This window comes from Planktothricoides raciborskii GIHE-MW2 (assembly GCF_040564635.1).
Lineage (GTDB): Bacteria > Cyanobacteriota > Cyanobacteriia > Cyanobacteriales > Laspinemataceae > Planktothricoides > Planktothricoides raciborskii.
This window is the reverse complement of the sequence record NZ_CP159837.1, coordinates 5,890,567-5,912,574: the sequence shown is the minus strand read 5'-3', so window position 1 is coordinate 5,912,574 and position 22,008 is coordinate 5,890,567. Positions and strand designations below refer to the sequence as shown.

At 42.2% G+C, this 22,008-nt stretch carries 21 protein-coding genes and 1 tRNA gene; 13 read left to right on the top strand and 9 right to left on the bottom strand.

The window, feature by feature from the left end; all coding sequences use genetic code 11:
* Window positions 1-278 precede the first annotated feature (278 nt).
* Complete coding sequence (locus ABWT76_RS25215) at window positions 279-941, bottom strand: hypothetical protein (RefSeq protein WP_054464768.1); 663 nt, start codon at window positions 939-941, stop codon at window positions 279-281.
* 1,427 nt (window positions 942-2,368) lie between these two features.
* Window positions 2,369-2,575, bottom strand: coding sequence for a hypothetical protein (locus tag ABWT76_RS25210; protein WP_054464767.1), 207 nt, complete (start codon window positions 2,573-2,575; stop codon window positions 2,369-2,371).
* Window positions 2,576-2,663: 88 nt separating this feature from the next.
* On the opposite strand from ABWT76_RS25210, the gene ABWT76_RS25205 reads away from it, so the two are divergent.
* The 3 genes from ABWT76_RS25205 (at window position 2,664) to ABWT76_RS25195 (ending at window position 4,462) form a co-directional block, all read left to right on the top strand.
* On the top strand, window positions 2,664-3,182 hold the full coding sequence (locus ABWT76_RS25205) for a hypothetical protein (RefSeq protein ID WP_054464766.1): 519 nt from the start codon (window positions 2,664-2,666) through the stop codon (window positions 3,180-3,182).
* A gap of 446 nt (window positions 3,183-3,628) precedes the next feature.
* On the top strand, window positions 3,629-4,126 hold the full coding sequence (locus ABWT76_RS25200; RefSeq protein ID WP_354635122.1) for a mechanosensitive ion channel domain-containing protein: 498 nt from the start codon (window positions 3,629-3,631) through the stop codon (window positions 4,124-4,126).
* Between the two features lie 87 nt (window positions 4,127-4,213).
* Entirely contained in the window at window positions 4,214-4,462 is a 249-nt protein-coding gene (locus ABWT76_RS25195; RefSeq protein WP_054464764.1) for a hypothetical protein, read from the top strand.
* Window positions 4,463-4,480: 18 nt separating this feature from the next.
* On the opposite strand, the gene ABWT76_RS25190 is transcribed toward ABWT76_RS25195, so the two are convergent.
* The gene (locus ABWT76_RS25190) at window positions 4,481-5,398 is read right to left on the bottom strand and encodes an NAD(P)H-dependent glycerol-3-phosphate dehydrogenase (protein ID WP_054464763.1); all 918 of its coding nucleotides are present in this window, start codon (window positions 5,396-5,398) and stop codon (window positions 4,481-4,483) included.
* A gap of 20 nt (window positions 5,399-5,418) precedes the next feature.
* On the bottom strand, window positions 5,419-6,306 hold the full coding sequence (gene lipA / locus ABWT76_RS25185) for a lipoyl synthase (protein ID WP_054464762.1): 888 nt from the start codon (window positions 6,304-6,306) through the stop codon (window positions 5,419-5,421).
* A gap of 87 nt (window positions 6,307-6,393) precedes the next feature.
* Between lipA and ABWT76_RS25180 the strand changes: the two genes are divergently transcribed.
* From ABWT76_RS25180 to ABWT76_RS25170, 3 genes are all read left to right on the top strand, one after another.
* A tRNA-Pro gene (locus ABWT76_RS25180) sits at window positions 6,394-6,467 on the top strand.
* 833 nt (window positions 6,468-7,300) lie between these two features.
* Window positions 7,301-8,773, top strand: coding sequence for a TldD/PmbA family protein (locus tag ABWT76_RS25175; RefSeq protein ID WP_054464761.1), 1,473 nt, complete (start codon window positions 7,301-7,303; stop codon window positions 8,771-8,773).
* 282 nt (window positions 8,774-9,055) lie between these two features.
* Window positions 9,056-10,393 (top strand): TldD/PmbA family protein, encoded by a 1,338-nt coding sequence (locus tag ABWT76_RS25170; protein ID WP_054464894.1) that lies wholly within the window; start codon window positions 9,056-9,058, stop codon window positions 10,391-10,393.
* A 307-nt stretch (window positions 10,394-10,700) separates the two neighbouring features.
* Here the strand turns inward: ABWT76_RS25170 and crtR are convergent, their stop codons facing one another.
* Window positions 10,701-11,603, bottom strand: coding sequence for a beta-carotene hydroxylase (gene crtR / locus ABWT76_RS25165; protein WP_054464760.1), 903 nt, complete (start codon window positions 11,601-11,603; stop codon window positions 10,701-10,703).
* 148 nt (window positions 11,604-11,751) lie between these two features.
* Here crtR and ABWT76_RS25160 point away from each other — a divergent pair, with 148 nt between their 5' ends.
* Both ABWT76_RS25160 and pyk read left to right on the top strand, forming a co-directional pair.
* Window positions 11,752-11,931: a hypothetical protein gene (locus ABWT76_RS25160; RefSeq protein ID WP_156331511.1), complete on the top strand. Its 180-nt coding sequence runs from the start codon at window positions 11,752-11,754 to the stop codon at window positions 11,929-11,931.
* A 200-nt stretch (window positions 11,932-12,131) separates the two neighbouring features.
* Window positions 12,132-13,919: a pyruvate kinase gene (gene pyk, locus ABWT76_RS25155; RefSeq protein ID WP_054464758.1), complete on the top strand. Its 1,788-nt coding sequence runs from the start codon at window positions 12,132-12,134 to the stop codon at window positions 13,917-13,919.
* A 157-nt stretch (window positions 13,920-14,076) separates the two neighbouring features.
* Here the strand turns inward: pyk and ABWT76_RS25150 are convergent, their stop codons facing one another.
* From ABWT76_RS25150 to ABWT76_RS25140, 3 genes are all read right to left on the bottom strand, one after another.
* Window positions 14,077-15,264 (bottom strand): serine/threonine-protein kinase, encoded by a 1,188-nt coding sequence (locus ABWT76_RS25150; protein ID WP_054464757.1) that lies wholly within the window; start codon window positions 15,262-15,264, stop codon window positions 14,077-14,079.
* A gap of 279 nt (window positions 15,265-15,543) precedes the next feature.
* The gene (locus tag ABWT76_RS25145; RefSeq protein ID WP_054464756.1) at window positions 15,544-15,795 is read right to left on the bottom strand and encodes a hypothetical protein; all 252 of its coding nucleotides are present in this window, start codon (window positions 15,793-15,795) and stop codon (window positions 15,544-15,546) included.
* Window positions 15,796-15,978: 183 nt separating this feature from the next.
* Window positions 15,979-16,380 (bottom strand): hypothetical protein, encoded by a 402-nt coding sequence (locus tag ABWT76_RS25140; protein WP_242049705.1) that lies wholly within the window; start codon window positions 16,378-16,380, stop codon window positions 15,979-15,981.
* A gap of 194 nt (window positions 16,381-16,574) precedes the next feature.
* Here ABWT76_RS25140 and ABWT76_RS25135 point away from each other — a divergent pair, with 194 nt between their 5' ends.
* The 5 genes from ABWT76_RS25135 to ABWT76_RS25115 all read left to right on the top strand — a co-directional run bounded on the left by ABWT76_RS25135 (window position 16,575) and on the right by ABWT76_RS25115 (window position 20,449).
* On the top strand, window positions 16,575-16,697 hold the full coding sequence (locus ABWT76_RS25135) for a hypothetical protein (RefSeq protein WP_255353138.1): 123 nt from the start codon (window positions 16,575-16,577) through the stop codon (window positions 16,695-16,697).
* A 174-nt stretch (window positions 16,698-16,871) separates the two neighbouring features.
* Window positions 16,872-17,645, top strand: a complete 774-nt coding sequence (locus tag ABWT76_RS25130) for a hypothetical protein (protein WP_054464755.1) — start codon at window positions 16,872-16,874, stop codon at window positions 17,643-17,645.
* A 275-nt stretch (window positions 17,646-17,920) separates the two neighbouring features.
* A complete protein-coding gene (locus tag ABWT76_RS25125; RefSeq protein ID WP_054464754.1) occupies window positions 17,921-18,310 on the top strand; it encodes a hypothetical protein in 390 nt (129 codons plus the stop codon).
* Window positions 18,311-18,414: 104 nt separating this feature from the next.
* Window positions 18,415-19,506 carry a folate-binding protein YgfZ gene (locus ABWT76_RS25120; protein WP_199317232.1) on the top strand — a complete coding sequence of 364 codons (1,092 nt, stop codon included), beginning with the start codon at window positions 18,415-18,417 and terminating at the stop codon, window positions 19,504-19,506.
* Window positions 19,507-19,627: 121 nt separating this feature from the next.
* A complete protein-coding gene (locus ABWT76_RS25115) occupies window positions 19,628-20,449 on the top strand; it encodes a WecB/TagA/CpsF family glycosyltransferase (protein ID WP_054464753.1) in 822 nt (273 codons plus the stop codon).
* Window positions 20,450-20,744: 295 nt separating this feature from the next.
* On the opposite strand, the gene ABWT76_RS25110 is transcribed toward ABWT76_RS25115, so the two are convergent.
* Window positions 20,745-21,950, bottom strand: coding sequence for a glycosyltransferase family 4 protein (locus ABWT76_RS25110; RefSeq protein ID WP_054464752.1), 1,206 nt, complete (start codon window positions 21,948-21,950; stop codon window positions 20,745-20,747).
* Between the last annotated feature and the right edge of the window lie 58 nt (window positions 21,951-22,008).

Genomic DNA, 22,008 nt, shown 5'->3' with positions numbered 1-22,008 from the left:
TTTGATCTGTTTTTTAAAAATTTTATTTTAAATTTGCTTGCTAAATCAAAAAAATTATTATGGTTTAAACATTAGTGTTTAAATTAGTTAGGTATTTATAGTTATTTAAGATTTGAAAATCCAGAATATAAAGATGCTTTTAGTTATATTTTTGGGTAATAATGCCAATCAAAAAAACACTTTTGGCCTTCTTCTAAGGTCAGAAGAAGACCAAATGCCAAGAATATTCCTGTATTCTTGAGCGGACTCATGCTATGATGATATTGGGATCAGGGAGATTAACCATTACCCTGAGATTCTTCCAGCAAGAGATACTCAGATTTGCTTGAGGTATTTTCTTCTTCCCAAGTGGAGGGGAATTCAGTTCCTTTTAGCTGAAGTTGTTCCGGTCCTTTAAGTTTTAGCACAATCTCAAAAAACATATCAGCGATATCTTCTCGACTCACTTTGCTAGAACCTAAAGTTGATAAGCGTTTTTCAAAGTTTTCCAACAACTGCTTTTTCATATGAATCAGATCGCCCTGAAGCTTTTTATGACTCGACAGGACATCATCCCGCAGCGATCGCGTTTGCTTATCAATTGCTTCATCCAGATTAGCAACATTACTCGAAAGCCGCTTACTAATGCTTTCAATTTGTTCGTCGATTTCGTCTTTATCTTTAATACCTTTCTCTTTTATGGCCTTAAGTTCTTCACTTAAAGTCCGCATATAAGTCTGAAGTTCTGTGGACAGAGATTCTTGCAATTTTTGTAAGCTTTTATCGGTTTCTATTCTCAAAACAAAAAGCCGCTTTTCTGTCTCTTCTTTTTGCTCTTTTAGTGCAGCTTCCAGACTATCTAATCGACTACTCACCTGTTTCATTTGAGTGCCGAATAAAAGCTCACGGATTTGTTCAATGTTGTTAAAACCTTGACCTAAATCTGGTTGGTTGTTAGTCATCTTGATTCTTCCTCCTATTCTATATAAGTTGCCTCGGTTTTTTTGACTCAGAATATCTAGATCGAATCTAGGCAACTCACTATATAAGCCACTTAGCAATTATCAGGAATTAGCCAGTCTTCTTATATAACCGCCAACATACTAACATAGGTTGATCGAGATTGATATAGTAAACGGCGAATCTATCTGATAGATTTATGGTGGACGCTAACTTACCCCAGTTTTTCATCCTCGATCAAGCTATCTAACTGTTAAAAGCAATAGAACTCTTTTCCCAAATTAGCACTCAGTCAAGCTATCTCCATCCGGTGAATCCGTTGGACAACATACCCTGGGGGTGCTTTTACTTATCTATAGTCTAAATCCATATGTGCGAAAAATAGCCGATGCGATTCAGTTCAATAGGTATAGATAAAGCATTCCCTCTTGAGAAATGAAATATTAAAACCGAGTCGGATTGTTGAAGTGTTAACATCAGGCTAGACGACTCCTGACTGAGGCAGCATGAGCGCGGTCGGCCATAAGAGAGACAATCATAATTTACTTTTAATAATTTTTATTTATAAACGTTAATTTATACATAAATAAAAGTTAGGTAATTCCGCTGCGATCGCCTCCTTAATCTTTTAAATCCCCCCTTCCCCCGGTTATTTTTCGGCAGTACCTCGATCGCCACTACCAGATTGATGATTTAGGAATCGGGCTCCATTGTTCCGTTGCCTCTGTATAGTTGTACTGCTACGTCCCTGTCCTATTTTTTTCCTTCTCCCCTGTCCATTTTTGCGGAGCAACTTGAGCAAACCAAGGCAGCAAAAATGATGATTTTATATTTATTTTTGCATTTTACGAGCGCATTTTTTATGCATCGATCTTCCTTCTCGATCTCGTTACGATCTAGGTGGATCTCTCCCATAGGAAAATTTTCTCATAAATTTCTCATCAATTCCTGGAGTTTAAAGTCTGAAGAGCATTCAGGGGACTGACGTTTTCCCAAAGTTTACCAAACTTAATTTTTGACTTAATTATTTGCAGTTTATGTGATACTGTTTGAATGTTATATCTGGAAAAAATTACTCTAATGCGAATATATTTTATTTTTTTTCTCGATTAAATAGAGTTTTTGTCATAGTTTTTTGACACTTTATTTCTAAAGTTTTGTTAAATATCGATATAATATTAAAATTATACTAAAAATTTATGGCAGTTATATCTGGTTTTATTCAGGATTTTTTCCTGTATTTAATAAATAGTGGTATTTAATAGTTAGGCAATGTTAATTGCTTGAATTTATTTATTTTTGACGATAATAATGGTGTTTAGTTTATTACTAATAATGCCACTTTTAATTTACTGTATTTTGGCTTTAATAGCTTCTAATTGCTGAAAAATCATCGAAGATTATTTAATATCTCTAAGAAATTAATTTTTTATCCATTCGTGAAAATGCCAAAAAATTCTTTTTCTAATTGGCTCATGCGATCGCGCATTTTTAACAGGTCAGGAGCGACTAAAATCTCCGGCAACCGATTAAATTCATCTTCCTTGTCATTTTGATGAAAATTGAAACTCTCAAGAATCATATTTTCTAGATTCTCTAAAGCATATGATTTAGGTTTTTGGTTAAATTCACTCATTTTAGTCAGCTTGATGGAGATAAATTAGCAACCTTGACAAAACTTGCTCATTCGAGAGGTAATTATAGCCTAATTTTTTGACTTTCCTATGAAAAAATACTGGCAAGCACTGGTCGCTCTGGCTTTAATCACCTGTTTAATCGTCTCAGCGCCCACCTTAGCTGGATCTCAACCACCGGATACCTCAGATCGTCAAATCCAGGGATTGCCAGTGATGGTGGAAGGTTACTCATTATTTGAGATTCCGAACACGGTTCAGGGGATCTCCCCAGAACAGCGATCGCAGAAAATCGCCAAACAGGTAGAACTGTTCGCTAAGGATACTTTAATGCCCATTGAGTCCCTGCAAGTGGGAGAACGAGGGAAAACGATGGTCATTTTTTATGGGAGTACCATCATTACCGAAATCACGGAGGAAGACGCCAAAGCCGCTAACACTACTCCCAGAGAATTAAGTTATATTTATTTACAAAAAATTCAAGAATTTTTTAAAGACTATCGACAAAAAACCAGCTTAGGCAGTGAACCGAAAAGCCTTTCTAGCGATACCTGGTTGAATCAAACCTGGAAAAAAATTTCATCCCTAACTATCCCTAACTATCAATGATAATCGCTTGAATTATCGACTGGCGATCGCTTACACAATCATTGATAATTTTCATTATATTATCATTTTTAATTAAAGCTTCATCGCGCAAAATAAATTCATTATCTCGCTATTATAGTGAATATAATTCGCCATTAAATAAAAAAAGTATATTTAATCATAAGCGATTTTATCACCTTATTTTCTTCTTTTATTACCAAGTTTAAATCAATTAAATACTGGATTTTGTTATTAATTTTATTTAATATATTTTTTGCATAAAAATATTAAATATTATAAAATATAAGCTTTAGATGATAAATTATGTTCCTATTTTTTTTCATTAGTCCAATTGTATTATTTAGTTATTATGGCCTCCGTTTTTCTAAATTTATTTTTACTAAAATTAGTAAATAAAGAATTTATTTTCCTGTATTTTATGCTGGGCATAACCGACTTATAGATTGGTGGAATTGGGGATTATTGCCCTAGCTTTGGTCATGGGTGCGCCTTATTTTCCTGGATTTGGTTCTCCTGCTTTTCAATGGGTTTCTCTGTTTCTAGGAGTGCTCTTTTCTTTGGGGTCTTCTGCCGCACTATCCAATGCTGTTGCCGGGATTATTTTAATCTATACTAGGGCATTTCAAATCGGCGATCGCATTGAAGTTGAAGATACTCAAGGGGATGCGATCGAAAAATCTCTTTTAGTCACACGCATTCTCACCGATGATAATGTGATTGTCACCTTGCCCAACTCTAACTTACTTTCCACGAACATCTTCAATTACAATGCACCCATGGGAGATCACAACATTCCGGTAGCACTTACCATTAACGTCAATTTTGGGTATGATGTGCCGTGGCAAAAAGTCTCTGAAGTTGTCAATGATGCGGCAGAAACAACTCCTTATTTTTTACCAGATCCACCCGCATATTACACTTATAACTGGGTGAATTATCGGTAAAGTATGAGATAGAAACTTATACAAATCAGCCTAGTAAAAAATACGATCTTATTTAAGAATTGCAAAAGCATCTGCGCGACGATTGCAATGCTGCGGGGATTGAAATTCTTTCGCCCCATTATTCGCGATGGAAATCAAAGTACCGTGCCAGAGAACTTATTACCCAAAAAATATAAAAACAGAGGATTTCAAATTCATCCTCTCGGCAATTTATTTCAGATCGATATGCAGTGGGGCGGCAATAGCAATCATCGGCAAACTAAAAAAGAGCCTCGGTCTATTTCTCCGTCACCTAATCGCAACCCCAGCCAACAAAACTCAGAAGATCCATCATAAAAACTAAATCAATCGATCCTACTCTGGCTTAGTGTCTCGCAACATTAACGCCTCTACCGCTGCTTTGGGGGTAATCTCTCCTTGAAGTAATTTGTAAACTTGATAAGAAATCGGTACAGAAATATTCTGCGCTTGCGCCCGTTGAATCAATACCTGAGTAGTATTCACTCCTTCAGCAGTGCCTTCTAAAGAAGCCAGAATTTCCGAGAGCGATCTACCCAGACCTAGCTGATAGCCAACTTGGTAGTTACGACTTAGAGGACTATTACAAGTGGCCAATAAATCTCCCAATCCTGATAGACCGTAAAAGGTTTCTGTTTGGGCGCCCCAATGGGTGCCAACGCGGATCATTTCCGCCAGCCCTCGCGTCAAGAGTGCCGCTTTTGCATTGGTGCCTAGTTCCAAACCATCGCAGACCCCCGCTGCGATCGCCATCACATTTTTCAGAGTCCCCCCCAACTCCACCCCTAAAGGATCTGAATTGGTATAAACCCGAAAACTGGGGGACGAAAACACCCCTTGTACTTGTTGGGCGGCGGTGACATTGTGACTCGCTACCACCGTAGCGGCAGGTAAACCTTGTTGAATTTCTTTGGACAAGTTGGGACCTGCCAGAACCACCACGGGGCGATCGCCCAACGCTTGTTCCCAGAGTTGGGAAGGGGTACAAGTCGTTAGGGGATCTAATCCTTTGGTCGCCGTAATCAGAATCGTATTTGCCGAAAGACGACAGTCATGGATTTGCTCCACAATTGCCGTCACTCCTTTCATCGACACCGCTGACAAAATCATGTCAGATCCGGCGACAACCTGCCCAAGACTGTCCGGCGATCGCCTCGACCACAAGCGCACTTCATGGCCATTCTCTCTGACAAGCTGCCCCAGGGTAGTTCCCCAAGCCCCTGCCCCTAAAATTGCCAACGTTTTTGGCTTCATATTCCCATCTCACTCAAGACTTAAGCGTCAACCCGGGCTGATTTGGGATAAAGTTCCATCAACGCCCTAACTTGTTCAGCGTGGTAAGAACTCCGAGTTAAAGGAGAAGCCACTACCTGTAAAAAACCCACAGATTCCCCAAACTCTCTCCAAGACTCAAATTGACTTGGTGGAATCCAACTCTCCACCGGCAAATGCTTAGGACTGGGTTGTAAATATTGACCCAAGGTCAAAATATCACAATCCACCGATCGCAAATCACGCATCACTTGTTGAACTTCCTCATCAGTTTCTCCCAGTCCCACCATAATCCCAGATTTGGTGTACACTCCCGGAGCAATTGTTCTAGCCTGTTTTAACAAATCCAAAGTGCGTTGATAATTCCCTTGAGGACGCACCCGTCGATAGAGACGAGGCACTGTTTCTGTATTATGGTTGAGTACCTCTGGACGCGCCTGCAAAATCAACTCCAACGCATCCCAATTCCCACAGAGATCGGGAATTAACACCTCAATCGTCGTACCTGGGGAACCGAGGCGGATCTCTTCAATACACCGCACAAACTGAACCGCCCCCCCATCTGGCAAATCATCTCGATTCACCGAAGTAATCACCACGTGCCTAAGATTCATCCGCTGCACTGCTTCAGCTAATCGTTTGGGTTCAGTGGGATCTAATGGTTGAGGTTTTTTCTCAAAATCAATATCACAATAGGGACAAGCACGAGTACAAGCCGGTCCCATAATCAGAAAAGTTGCCGTCCCGTTGTGAAAACACTCCCCCATATTGGGACAAGACGCTTCCTCACAAACACTATTCAGCCTTAAATCCCGTAAAATTTCTTTAACGCTGCCCACGCGCTGCCACTGCGGCGCTTTAACCCTTAACCAGTCTGGCTTTACAGTCACCCTTTTGTTTCCCTAAAAAATAACGTCATTAATATCCTAGCCAAATCGGCTATCATATGTTACAATCTAAAAGCTGAAAAAAAATTCCGGGATGTAGCGCAGCTTGGTAGCGCACCTCGTTCGGGACGAGGGGGCCGCAGGTTCAAATCCTGTCATCCCGATTTAATCTAAATCCTTATAATCTATAGCTTATAGGGATTAAGCTTTACCACTAATAGCATTCGTTCACTCATATTTCACTCATATTTCACTCATATTTCACTCATATTTCACTCATATCTCACTCATTTGTACTCTGGTATAGCGGTAAATTGAGTCACCATCCCTTGTTTTGCTACCACCATACCTTTGTCGTCAACGGGTGAGATATACATTTAATTAGTTTATTTTCAAATCAAGTATCTAATTGATTATTAGATATAATCTATAGCATAAAGCTGCATCCAGCGAGATCCTATTTCGGTCTTCGGTCACTGCCAGAGTAAGTAAGGTCGTACTTAAATAATTAATCATATATAAATTATTAATTTTTTGATAAATAGTCAATCAAATCAAGAGAAATGGCTTGATTTAAATTTCTCTTGCTAGAATATTGAGTAAAGCAACTTAATCTCATATTTAATTTACCAATCCCAGTCACCAATTTACCTTAATTTACTTGAATTTACCTTAATTTACCTTAATTTACCTTAATTTACCTTAATTTACCTTGGCGATCGCGTGTTTATTTCCCAGGTGAATGGTTTACTTCTCCTTGTCTATCTCCCCAATTACCCTGACCACAAAGCACATACAGGAGATAAAAGACATAAAGCACATACAGGAGATAAAAGACAGTAAGAATATCTTTCCCTGTATCCTTTGTATCTAAATGGCTGAATCAGTCCGCAAAATATCTTTACATCTGCTAAACTAAACAATTAAACAGAATTGTCAAGTACAGCCGGAACCATAGACGGTTGTGGTTCTATTCTATCAAAAACAATAATTACCCATGCAAACACTGGTTCCCCGTATTTCCCAAGAATTAGCGAATCTCAATTACACCTCCAGAGGCGATCGCTTTGACTCCACCTGGCAAGCACCCCTAGCCACCCTCCTAGGCTTAGGACGGGCAGCGGGGGCGGACTTCGTAGAATTTTTTCTCGAAAGAACCAACTACACTAACTGCCTTGCCGAAGACGACATTATTAGCAGCATCTCCCCGCGTCTTTCCACCGGCGCCGGGGTGCGGGTATTTCGCGGCACCGCTGATTGCTACGTCAGCACCAACGATTTATCTTTTAGCGGATTAAAATTAGCCCTAGAAAAAGGACTTTCGATTTTAGGGCTACAGCTACCCAGTCCAAATGCATATATCCCAGAAATTAACCTGGAACCCCTCAGAGACTATGCCCTCCTCAAAGGCAAAGAAGGCTGGTTGAGCGAATGTAGCCCCATGAGTGAAATGAGCGATATTCTCCTCCATGCGAATGCCAAACTAAAACAAAAAGCGTCTCACGTTCAATCCCGACGGGCGGTTTATTTCCGGGACTGGCAAGAAGTGTTAGTGGCTTCCAGTGATGGCACTTTTGCTCGAGACATTCGCCTGACTCAAACCGTCGGATACAACCTACTTTGTGCCGATGGCGCCCATCGTTCTTCGATCAATAAGCGGGTGGGAGATACCAGCGATCCCAACTTTTTGCGGGATTGGAATTTTGAGGTATTGGCGGATGAAATTGCCGATTCTGCGGGGAAAATGCTCTATGCGGACTATGTAGAATCCGGCACTTATCCAATTATTATGGCCAATGAATTTGGCGGTGTGATTTTCCATGAAGCTTGTGGACACCTGCTGGAAACAACGCAAATTGAACGGAAAACCACGCCATTTATTGACAAAAAAGGGGAAAAAATTGCCCACGAAAGTTTAACCGCTTGGGATGAGGGCTTGTCAGAAAATGCTTTTGGCACCATTGATATGGATGACGAAGGAATGCCCACTCAGCGCACGTTATTAATTGAGAATGGGATTCTGAAAAACTTTATTGCCGATCGCACCGGGTCAATTCGCACCGGACACCCGCGCACCGGCAGTGGACGACGCCAAAGTTATGCCTTTGCTGCCGCTTCGCGGATGCGGAATACTTATATTGCTCCCGGAGATTATGAAATTAACGATTTATTTGCCTCCATTGATAAGGGCATTTACTGCAAAAAAATGGGCGGCGGTAGTGTCGGGGCAACCGGACAATTTAATTTTGGGGTTGATGAAGCCTATTTAATTGAAAATGGCAAGATTACCAAACCCTTGAAAGGGGCAACTTTGATCGGGGAAGCAAAGGAAATTATGAATAAAATTTCTATGTGTTCCAAAGATTTAGGACTCGCCGCTGGTTTTTGCGGGTCGGTCAGTGGCAGCGTTTATGTCACTGTGGGACAGCCTCATATTAAAGTTGATTCGATTACCGTGGGTGGACGGTAATTTTAATTCATTTTTCTTTTGTTCTTTGTTATTTGTTCTTTGTTATTTGTTCTTTGTTATTTGTTGTTGGTTCTTTATTCTTTGTTCTTTGTTTTGGCTATTATGACCAATGACCGTTTACTGAGGATTGACTTACAACCAAAAACCAAAAACAAAAGAATCCCTACCCAAAAACCCACAACCAACAAAAGAATCCCTACCCACCAACAACGAACAAAAGAATTCCTACCCACCAACAACCAACAACCAACACCCAACAACAGAAGTACCAAAAAAAGAGCAATGATCGAGATTAATCAACTAGCATCCCAAACCCAAGAAACTGCTAAAAGACTAGGAATTAAAAAGTTTGATATCTACGGGTCTGCCGTGGATGAAAATAGCGTGCAGGTAGACAATGGTGAACCGAAACAGGTGAAAGCTTCCCAACGTTCTGGGGTCACGGTGCGCGTCTGGAATGAGCAGAATACAATGGGGATTACTTCCACTACAGATGTGAATCCATTAGGATTAGAATTAGCTTTAAAAACGGCTTATGAAGCCAGTTTTTTTGGGGTCACAGAACATGTGCCTGATTTTAGTCCAGAAGCCACAGTGCCTTTGGCCAAACAAGATGCCAAAATGCCACAAGTCCAGGTTTCTACGTTGATCGAAACTTTAATTAAGGCGGAGAAAGAATTGCTGGCGGCTCACGAAGCGATCGCCAGTGTTCCTTATAATGGATTAGCCCAACGAGACATTGACAGATTTTATCTGAATAGTGATGGGGCTGCTCGGGCAGAAGGGGCTTCTTATACCTCCCTTTACCTATACACCAAAACCGAACAACCGGACAAAAAACCCCGCAGTGCTGGGGCTTATCGGATCGGCAGTCACTTGGACAAACTGGATATTTCTGGTTGCATTAAAGAAGCGGCAGAGAAAACCATTAGTCACTTAAACTACGAAAAGATCCCATCGGGGAAATATACCGTAGTTTTTTCGGCGGAAGCCTTTTTAAGTCTCTTGGGAGCCTTTTCTAATATCTTTAATGCCCAGAATATTTTAGACAAACAAAGTCTTTCAACCCCAGAGTCCTTAGGGCAGCAAATTGCCTCTCCTTTCTTGTCTGTGTGTGACGATCCCTTGCATCCGAATAATGTGGCTTTTACTACCTTTGATGGGGAAGGAACACCTACTCGTCGAGTCCCGCTAATTACCGAGGGAATTTTGAGCAATTTTATTCATAGTGCAGGTACGGCTAAACGGATGAATGCTCAACCCACAGGACACGCGAATATTGGGGCGAAAGTAACGGTCAGTCCCCATTTTTATCATGTTTTCCGTGGGGCAACACCAGAGACAGAGTACAGTCTAGAAACCGCCGATAATGTGGTATTAATTGATGATTTGCAAGCACTCCATGCGGGGGTTCAAGCTTTGCAGGGGTCTTTTTCTTTACCCTTTGATGGTTGGTTAATTAAGGGTGGCGAAAAAATCAGCATAGAATCCGCTACGGTGGCGGGAGATTTTCTGGAATTTCTCAAATCAATTGTATTTTTAGAAGCGGAAGCCGAACTGACCCCTGGGGGCATTTCTCCGCGAGTTTGGGTGGAAAATCTCTCGATTACGGGTGAGTAAATTTTCTGAAACCGAAAATTGACGGATTATTTTGAGGTTGAGGAGATTTTGTTGGGGCAATTTAAGGCAATTAATTGCCCCATTGTCTTATTGCCCCATTAAGGTGATGAGGTGATGAGGTTATGAGGTTATGAGGTTATATTACCTCGTTCCTGTTTCCTATTTCCTGACAGATGAAAGCTGATACCTGAATGCTTACGTTGGCTTTTATCCTTATGGAAGATGAAAAAGCGATCGCGCCTCTAATAATTAAGGTGCGATCGCCTTACAATCATGGGAAATAATCCGGGGAAATCTTATCAGATATTTATGAGACTTTTTCCTTAGATTTAGAATGATGGAACCTAATTCCCAAAAAAATGTCATAAATAAAGCTAAAAAAGTCTTTCCCTTGGAGCAAGCCTAAAGATTGTGGACTTCCTTTAGCATCTAAAAGTGGTTTCATCGCATGATAGGCGGGACGGTATTTGTACCAGGGAATAGATGGCCACAAATGATGGACTAAATGATAATTTTGCCCCAAGATTAAGATATTAAGAATGGCACTGGGATAAACTCTGGCATTTTTCCAGCGATCGCGCTCTTCAAAAGGGCGATGGGGTAAATAATCAAAAAATAATCCCAAAGCCAAACCAACCACTAAAGCCGGGGAAAACCAATAGTTGAGGATATAAGGCAAAAAATCATATTGAATCGCTGCATAGACCACAGCTACCACCACCAACCGGCTGAAAAACCACTCTAACAATTCATAATTTCGCCAGAGACGATGTTTAAAGAAAAAGATTTCATGGTAAAAAAAGCGGGCGGCAATTAGCCATAACGGGCCCCCTGTAGACACAAAATGATCCGGATCCTTCTCAGGATCGTTGACATGAGCATGGTGCTGTAAATGAACTCGCGTAAAAACTGGAAAAGCAAATCCTAACATTAAGGCACTACCATGCCCTAAGATGGAATTCACGATACGATTACGATGCCCTGCATTGTGTGAAGCATCGTGAATCACTGTCCCCGACAGGTGCAACGCGATCACATTAATCGTAAAGCAGCACCACCCCGGCCAGTCCCAACGCCAGTAACCAATCGTAGACATGATAACCAAAGTCACGGCGGCTACAAACATAAGTAGGTTGGGATTAATCCTGCCAGGAGGGGGCCCGAGAAACTCCTTGGGAATCGTCAGCGTGGGGTGCTGGGCCTCTGGCATCTTGTTTTGTACTCCTTTCAATAAATTAAGGCTTAGTATACGATAATGAACCGAATTATATAAACTTTTGTAAATATTTGTAAATAATTGTATTTATAAGTGAACATTTTATAAGTTTTATTTATAAATACAGTGACAGTTAATAAGGTTGCTTTCAATTCAACCCGACGGTTCATCTCCCATCTATCTGTCAGAACTGTGTTGTTTTTGTCTGATTTGTGTCCCGGCGATCGAGCAAACCCATCCCCAAGATGGCCTGCCGCGATCGCCGAAATCCTTGGCTCACCTGGGGAATTTCTTGCCTCTGAAACTGGCAATGATATTCTAAGCTGCCGGACTGGTGAAGAAATTTTGACTCAGGTCAAATTTCTGCGATGGAATTCCATCGGTAATCAAGGGTAATCAAGGGCGGGGCGATCCACAATGGTTTATTCTAAAAGACTTCCAGACAAAAATCCGCAGGATTTGGTGATGATCCATTAATCCTTATTTATCATTTATCCCCATCTATCCCTTAGCTTTCTGCTTATGGAAATGCGAAATTTTTTGCGTCGGACAAAGATTGTCGCCACTATTGGACCGGCAACCAGTAAACCAGAAGTGTTGCGCGATTTAATCGAAGCAGGTGCAACCACTTTACGCCTGAACTTTTCTCATGGGAGTCACGAAGATCATCAGCGGAGTATCCGCTTGATCCGTCAGGTTTCCTTTGAACTGAATCAGCCCGTCGGCATCTTACAAGACCTGCAAGGGCCAAAAATTCGCTTGGGCAAATTTGAAAAAGGCTCAATTCAGGTTAAAAAAGGGGATAGCTTTATCCTAACCAGCCGCCCCGTGGCTTGCAACCAAGAGATCGCTTGTGTCACCTACGATCGCCTCGCCGATGAAGTTCCCGAAGGCGCCACCATTCTCCTTGATGATGGACGGGTGGAAATGTTCGTGGACAAAATCGATCGTGAATCCGGTAATCTTCATTGTCGAGTGGTGGTTGGTGGCGTCCTTTCCAACAACAAAGGGGTAAACTTTCCGGGAGTGTATCTCTCGATTAAAGCCCTAACGGAAAAAGACCGGGAAGATTTACTCTTTGGTCTTGACCAAGGAGTAGACTGGGTGGCCATGAGTTTCGTGCGTAACCCCCAAGACATCTTAGAAATCAAAGAGTTTATCTCCAGTGCCGATAAGAATGTGCCGGTGATTGCCAAAATCGAAAAGCACGAAGCGGTTGAGCAAATGGAAGCTATTCTCTCTCTCTGCGATGGGGTGATGGTAGCTCGCGGCGACTTAGGGGTAGAAATTCCCGCTGAAGAAGTGCCGATTATCCAAAAACGCTTAATTACTACTTGCAACCGTTTGGGAATTCCGGTGATTACCGCCACGCAAATGTTGGATAGCATGGTGAGCAGCCCTCGGGCTACCCGTGCAGAAATCTCCGATGTGGCGAACGCTATTCTGGATGGCACCGATGCGGTGATGCTTTCCAACGAAACAGCGGTGGGCAAATATCCCGTGGAAGCGGTGGAAACAATGGCCCGGATTGCTTGTCGCATTGAACGGGATCAGGCGATCGGTAAAATTACAACTCAAGAAACCGGGTTATCTATTCCCAATGCCATCAGTCAAGCGGTGGGGAAAATTGCTCAACAACTCCATGCAGCGGCAATTATGACCATGACAAAATCTGGAGCGACAGCCCGGAATGTTTCCAAGTTTCGCCCTCACACGCCGATTTTGGCGATCACACCCCATGTTTATGTGGCGCGTCAACTTCAGGTGGTTTGGGGGGTTAAACCCTTGCTAGTCCTGGATTTACCTTCTACGGGTCAAACTTTCCAAGCGGCGATTAATGTGGCGATGGAAAACGAATTCCTGACCGAAGGGGATTTAGTGGTAATGACGGCGGGTACTTTGCAAGGGATGTCGGGATCTACTGACTTAATTAAGGTAGAAGTGGTCACGTCTGTACTCGGCAAAGGGGTCGGTTTGGGTCAAGGGTCGATTAGTGGTCGGGCTAGAGTTGCCGATCGCCCCTTGGAAGTTGCCAATTTTAACCCTGGAGAAATTCTGGTTGCCCCCAAAACTACCGCTGATTATATTGATGCGATTAGAAAAGCAGCCGGAGTGATTACTGAAGAAGAGAGTCTCACCAGCCATGCAGCCGTCATTGGCTTGCGTTTAGGGATTCCCGTGATGGTGGGGGTGAAAAATGCTACGAAAAAGATTCGCGAAGGATCGATTCTGACGATGGATCTCGAGCGGGGTTTAGTCTATTCCGGTGCTACGGGTACGAGTTCAACTGATACGATTCTGACTCCTTAATTAGCTATTAATTAGCTATCAGCGTGTGGCGTTTCCGCTTGCCGTTGACAGTTATTGGTTATTCGTTATTGGTTATTCTTGATTCTGGGGTAGGTTTCAGCAGGGGCGGGTTCAAACCAGCCCCTGCTTGATTTGTGAGGAATTCTCCCGCTTTATGTTACAAGTCAATCAGAAAGGCGATCGCACTGACCCAAATAGCCACAGATACGGGAATCCCAAACAGAAGTCCGGCGATCGTCCAGCCCCGTTGGTGGGCTTTAAATTGCTCAATACTGCGCCATTTGCGACTTTTCCAAGCCCATTCATTGCCTTTATAAGCGAGGACAAAGGTCATAAATGGCCCAATAAACGGCGCCCAGGATAACAATCCAATCCAAGTTTGATTGGTCAATGGCCAAAATTGGGGAAACAAAAAAGCACCCCAATTCCAACCTTTAATTTCATCGGGGACGGGTACAGAGGAGTCAAATAAACCCCCTTGTCCCGAATTATTGACAAAATTACTGGCAACTTTTTCGGGATTTTCTTTACTTAAAATAATGCCAGATTCCAGCATATTTTTCGCTTCACGAGCAGAGTTTGGGCGTTTTTCTACGGATGGTTCGGTTAGCATTTCTAGCCACTGCAAAAAGCTGGGACTAGCATTAACTAAATGACGAAATTGAATATGGGCATCATATTGGGGTAAATCTGCAGGTGAAGTGCCACTGAGTAAATGAATTAAGGTGGCACCGAGGGCATAAAGGTCAGAAGCGGGGACAGTTCTGCCGCCATATTGTTCCATTGGGGCATAACCGAATGTGCCGACGACGGTGAAAGTAGATCCTATCCCAGGAGATGAATCTTGCACCGAACCAAAATCAATTAAGTAAAGGCAACCTTTGTTGTCCAAAATTAAGTTACTGGGTTTAATATCCCGGTGTAAAACTTGGGGATTCAGTTCGTGCAGATAAATCAGGATATTTAATGCTTGTTTAGCGATTTCCCGCACTTCTGATTCGGTAAAGCGTTTCCCTTCAATTTGTAATTGTTTTAGGGATTTACCTGGTATATATTGCTGGACTAAGCCAAACCAAAGGGTTTGGTCATCGAGATGAAAATAATCATAATATTTGGGAATGCGCGGATAATCCAGTTGTTTTAATACGTTGGCTTCTCGTTCAAATAGTTTTAAGTGTTCCCACTGGACTAGGCCACCAAATGCTAAGAATTTTATCACCACTAATTGTCGCTCAATTTCCGTGGCTGATAAATCTCTGGCCAGCCAAGTTTGCCGGACGGGATTATCACTTAATTGCCCTTGGAGTTGATAACGGTCTTGGATGATTTGATCGATCGCAAGCATGGCTTTTTTCCCTGTAAACCCATTTTTTCTAATTTAACGTTAAAATTTTGATTGGGGTAATGATGTTACGTTTTTTAAAGAAAGTTTATATTTTTTAGGCTGGTAAAAAACTTCTATTATTTACAATAGTTAGCATTAGGTGGGCAATGATTGCGCCAAAATAAACTTTAGAATTGGAGCAATTTTTTTTTAATTTGTATTAGATATAGATTAAGATATATGTAAATAAGGACACGGCGAAAGCCCGTGTCCCTACAGGGAATATTGTGACTGAACTGGTTATTTGGCGGTGGGGGAACTAAGCCTTTTAGAAATCCAGTTAATGATGCCGGTGAGAATGGCACCGGCCATGAGAATGCCGATCGCGGGGGTAAAAACCGGCTCCCAGAGGCTATACCAAAGGTCAAACCCTAGGGGAACGCCAATGGAACGACCGACCAGGGCGATCGCAAACCAAAAAAAGCTTAATAGTACGAAGAATACATCGACCATTAAGAATATGTTTAATCCATTCAAAAGTTTATCTTTCATCGTGGGCTAAAATTTGTGTTTGACTTTGTGATTGACTTTGAATTAATTTGAGCAAATTAATTTGAGCAAATTAATTTGAGCGACAGGATTTACGCATGATCTAGAAACCGGGTTTCTATGACAATTTTGGTGGGATTACAGAGATTTTCGTCAATTACCCGGTTTCTGCGTAAATCCTGTCGGTTAATCGGGATTCACCGAAGATTGTACCGAACGCAGGGGAAATGTTATGGCCAAATGATTGCCTAACAATTTCAACCAGTGCCAAAGTTGCAGTAAGAGTTGACTAAGACTGGTAGGATGTGCGATCGCCCAACCATTAATCGTTAAACAAACGCAGGCTAAAAATAGCAAAATAAAGGTCGGCGCCATCACGACCCCAACGGCAAACCAGGTAAAAACGTGAAATACCATCGCCAAGGCATACAAGCTGGCAATGGTGACGAGGATCGGCACCCGTGAACGAAATCGAGGCCAAGGGGTAAAAATCATGGTTTGTAAGGTGGCCAGCAGGTTCGCGGGCACCAAAAAGCCACAAATGGCAAGGCAGTGAGTGTGGGAAAAGGCAAAAATCCTGTCAATCATTTCAGTCAATGGTTAATGTCAGTTAAAAGAACATCAGTAAATCAGAGCCGAAACACGGCTGTATTTCCGAGAAAACATCAGCCACGAGGTCTCAAGGATTCACCGCGATCGCCTACTTGGGCATCCGAAGACTCAGTAATAGGTTCAAGCAGGCGATCACTATGAGATGATAATAAGTAAGAGTATCTAAAAGAGTGCAACGACCTCTCATGGAAATTACTGAACTAGAAAATTGGATTGCGGGTGGATTGGCGATCGCGCTATTCCTCGGTGGAATGCTGATGATGTTTACCACCGTGTTTACGAGTAAAAAATAAACATCATTCAACCTCAGTCTGGTCTGGGTTCTGAGGATTCAACCTTCCAGACTAGACGGGAAAACCCTGATCGCCAATCATCAACGGCTAAAGAAATCCGCTCGGTGGCGATCCCCTGGAAATAGATTCGATATGATCAGAGAATTTAAAATCTGTTAGCTTTTCTTTTCCCCTATGCAAACAACCCAGTTGATCGCTAAATTACTTGCCGCTGGCGTCCTGTCGGTTGCGATCCTGCCCTTAAGTCCTTTCCTCGCCCAAGCAAAAGACGAATCCCGTTTAGCTTGGTTATTTGAAGCGCAATGTGTCAGCGAAAGTCCTGGACGATGGCGACGGGAAGTAGAAGATGTTTCGGTCGGTAGAGAAGTTTATCGATCGGTGATGTTTCTGGGACCGGGCAGCCAATTTGCGTCTCTCGCCTGTAGAATCCGCCAAAGTGAAGATACTGAAACATCTAAGAAAAAAAATTTCCAAAGTCTGAAGTTGGAATTTGGAATGCGCGATCGACATAGTGCCAGTCCTGCCAATCAAGTGATTGTCTATTTAGATGGCGAACAAGCTTCCGTCAATACGGTGTCATCGGGAGAACGAGTCGTTTTAGCCCTCGATGTCAGCAATATTAGTAATATCGCAATTGAAACTATTTGTTCTAGCAAAATTCAATATTGCGATCGCGTTTATTTCTTTGATGCATCCCTAAGTGCTGATGTCGTAGTTCCCACGGAGGAAACCCCCAAAGAAGAAAGCAAAAAACTGGATAATTTGCCTCCCAGGGAAGAAATCACGGAAACAGAATCCCCCGAAACAGAATCCCCCGAAACAGAATCCCCCGAAACAGAATCCCCCGAAACAGAATCCCCCGAAACGAACACCATGCCATCTGAGACTGACATAAAACAGCCAGCCACTTTGCCGTCTAAAATTGAGACCTTGCCTTCGATCAATTAAGGAATTAAGTCAAAATAGGATTTAGGCAAACAATTAACCGGGGTTCAATGAACCGGGACTTTCCAGAATTCCGGGAAATTGGCAATTCAGATCCCACAGGCAAAAGTCCTTTTTCACTTTTGCCTGTGTTCTTTTTTCAATAGCCAGGGAAATTTCGCCAAGAGAGCCGCTTGGCGGCAGGGCATTTTTGAGATATCCTAGTTGAACAGGTAGTGATGCTTGAGATCAGTTTAAATTCAGTGTAAATTTGATGATATTTATGAGACCCTTGAACGATGAAACCTAAATTTAAAAATTCCTTGGCATGGCAACAAGCCGAATTATTAATGCAACCTTGCTTGATTCGTTTACTGGATAATATCCGTAAGTATCTGGAAGATTCCCCGTGGGAAGGGACTTATGAAAATGTGCAAACCCCCGTTCCTGGTTATCTTTTATGTTTGAATCTAGGGGAGAATCAGGTGACATTTGATATTTGGGAACTCTGCTATCAAATCTGTTTTTTAAACTACAAAGAAACCCACGCTGAGGCAGAAACACAGGCAGTAGAAATTGACACCAGTTTAATTGATGAAAACGGAGATGTTAATTGGAATGAATTAGAAATAAAAGCCAAAAAATTAGTAGAAAAAATGTTCGCTAATTTACCGAGTAAATCCCTTTAATTACATAATACTAAATTCACCTATCAAAAAGTAGCCCATTTGGTGAAGCTAAACGGTGAAGCTAAACGGTGAAGCTAAACATTGAGGAAATCAATTAATCAAAAATGAACCAAGAAGTGAACCAAAAATTACTCGCAATGCAGCAGTCATCCGGCGCAATTTTTGCCGATTCTAGCGCTGGGGAAAATATCCCCATGAGTTTTGGTAATGATGCGGCAGCCTTGACCGCAGCCCGATCAGCGGTTGCCCTTTGCGATCGCAGTCATTGGGGACTGATTCAACTTTCTGGGGGCGATCGCCTGCGGTTTTTACACAACCAAAGCACCAACAACATTCAAATTCTCAAACCCGGTCAAAGTTGTGACACCGTATTTGTCACCTCCACAGCCCGAACCATTGACCTAGCCACGGTCTACATTACCGAAAATACCGTATTAGTCCTGGTTTCCCCCAACCGACGGCAAAAACTGATGCCATTGCTCGATCGCTATATTTTTCCAGCAGATAAAGTCGAACTAGAAGACCTCAGCGACGCCACCGCCATCTTTAGCTTAATTGGCCCAAAAAGTCACCATCTTTTAGCACAGCTTGGACTCAAAGATTTGAGCTTCTCTGAGCAAACAAAGCATCAAATTATAGACCTAAATGGCTGCCAATTACGCATTGCCGAAGGCAGTGGTTTAGTCACCCCAGGCTACACCTTAATCATGCCTAAAGATGCAGCGGCAAAGGTTTGGCAAACCCTCACCAATACGGGATCGGTTCCTATGGGAGAAAATTGCTGGGAACAGTTAAGAATTGAACAAGGACGCCCTGCCCCAGATTGTGAACTCACAGAAGATTATAATCCCTTAGAAGCAGGATTATGGCACACCCTTTCTTTTGATAAAGGCTGTTATATTGGGCAAGAAACAATTGCCCGGTTAAACACCTATAAAGGAGTCAAACAGCAACTTTGGGGAGTGCAACTACCCGCCCCCGTTGAACCGGGAACTGCGGTCATGGTTGGGGAAGACAAAGTTGGTATCGTCACCAGTTATACTAACAGTAGCACCGGGTCATTTGCCTTGGCTTATATTAGAACCAAAGCGGGAGGTTTGGGCTTAAAGGTACAAGTGGGAAATGTTGCCGGTGAAGTGGTGGATGTGCCATTTTTAACTCGCGGTTATTTAGCAGAAATGAAAGACTTGACTTAATTACCAGGTTAATTACCAGGTTAATTACCAGGTTAATTACCAGGTTAATTACCAGGTTAATTACCAGGTTAATTACCAGGTTAATTACCCGCTTAATTACTAGGTTACAATCAATAACAAAATGACCAGCAACCAACTTTCTTTAACCCCACCTAAGAAAACCAGCGTGTTAGGCATCGGCGTAAGTCGCACTAACTACTACGACTGTACAGAATTTATTATTAAATCGGCTAAACTCCGCCAGTCTTGTACCGTAGCTCCCACCCCAGTACATGGGATTATGACTGGTTACTTAGATCCCAAGGGTCATGGCGATCGCCTCAATCAATTTACCCTGGTTGTTCCTGATGGTCAGCCAGTGCGTTGGGCGATGAATTTATTCCGCCAACCTGATGAAGTTCCTCTAAAAGATCGGGTGTATGGCCCAACATTAATGCTGCATCTTTGCGCCTCAGCAGCCAATGAGAATATGGGGATTTTTCTCTATGGTTCCAGTATCGAAGTCTTAGGTAAGTTGGCGCAAAATCTCAAAGAAAAATTCCCAAACTTAACTATCGCTGGCGCCATTTCTCCACCATTTCGCCCACTCACTCCCGAAGAAGACGCCGAATACACGCAAAAAATTCGTGAATCTGGCGCAGGGATTGTGTTTATTGGGTTAGGTTGCCCCAGACAAGAAGCTTGGGCTTTCAAACATTCTCAGCAGTTAAACTGTGCTTTGGTTTGTGTCGGGGCTGCTTTTGATTTTCATGCTGGCAATATTCCCCAAGCACCTCCGTGGATGCAAAAAGCTGGCTTAGAGTGGTTATTTCGGTTGCGGCAAGAACCGCTTCGTCTTTGGCAACGTTATGTATTTTTAAATCCCCTCTATTTAATTCTGTTGTTCCTTCAGCTAATCAATTTACTTCCACTTTCAGCCCCTTTGAAAAAGAATTTTTCTTAGGTGGATGATTCTGCTGGATTACCTACTACCCCTTTCCCTATTTGTTATACCGTTTCCAATTTTCCAAAAATGCAACCCTTTTGGGCGGGGGGGCGTGATCCTTCCGGTATATAGGTTAATATTTTGAGCATTGGGCGAATGGCCATTCGCCCCTACTGTTGAATGAATTTTTGTAAATGCTATTAACTGAATTATGTCCCAAAATTAACCGTATTTTTGTTGGTGGGCAACGCCCACCAACCCTCATATATTTTTTCTAATTTCACTTCTAATTGATCTGATGAAGCTTAGAAAATTATCCTTGCAAAACTTGCCGATAAGCCCCATTGATTTTTTCCGCCAATTTATCCCAAGTGTACTTTTCTAATACTTTTTGATAGCCCGCAGCACCCATTTTTTCTCGTAATGAAGTATTCTGGAGCAATTGGCAAATTTTATCAGCTATTTCCGCCGAATCCTGTTGCACCAAAAAACCATTGATGCCATCGGAAATCACCTCCCGAATTGCTGGAATATCACCACCAATGACAGGTTTTTTCATCATCCAAGCTTCTGGATAAACTCCGCCAAAACTTTCTTGCATGGATGGCACACATAAAATATCGCAGGCAGCCAAGGCATTGGTTTTTTCTGCTAGGGAAACTTGGCCTAATTCTATCACTCGCTCATCTTTGATTTGAGCAAAAACTTTTTTTGAATACTTCGTGCGTGGCCCAATAAATATAAACCGAGTATCGGGAAACCGTTTCCAGACTTCTGGGGCGGCATCCCATAACGATTGAAATCCTTTATAGGGATACTGCTGACCCAAAAATAAAATAATCGGATCGCGTCCTAAAGCATATTTTTGACGAAATGCTTCCGGTTCGGCGGTATCTGCAATTAATGGGCCAATTCCGGTAATAAAGATTTTTTCTGGTTTAACCCCCAGTTCAATTAAAATTTGCTTTTCTACATTGGTGAGGGCAATCACTCCATCCGCTTGTTGATAAAGATTGATATACTCCCGGTAATTCCATCCCACCCACCGGGGATGATGCAGGGGCGTAAAAATAAATGGAATATCTAATTTTCGGGCTAGTTTCCATGAAGCATAACTGATTCCTTCGCGACCAATGCGGACATTCTGAATCAAATCTAAGTCTGCCGGTGCAGATGCTTCTAATTTAGGCAGCAGGCGATCGGAAATGCGATCGACTGCTATTTTTTTAATCGCATAATATCCCAATACATAAGGAATTAAAGCCAGTCTTTCTGACTGATTTAGGGTAATTTGTTTAACGGGAACGCCATCGAGGTCATAATTTTTGACCATTTTTGGAGCATTCAACGTAGTGCCCAATAACCAATCATTCCGATTTTCCGTCCAATGAGTGATGACACTAATTTGATGGTTTTGGTTTAAGAGGCTGACAATTTTATGGGTATGTAGCTGGGCTCCGCCCACTGACGGAGGGTAGGCAGTAATTGTACAGAGAATTTTTAAGGTAGAGTTGTTCACCGACCGATTTTATGTTCGTTTCATCTTGCTGATCATTTCTTATATCCTAGTGCTTTTC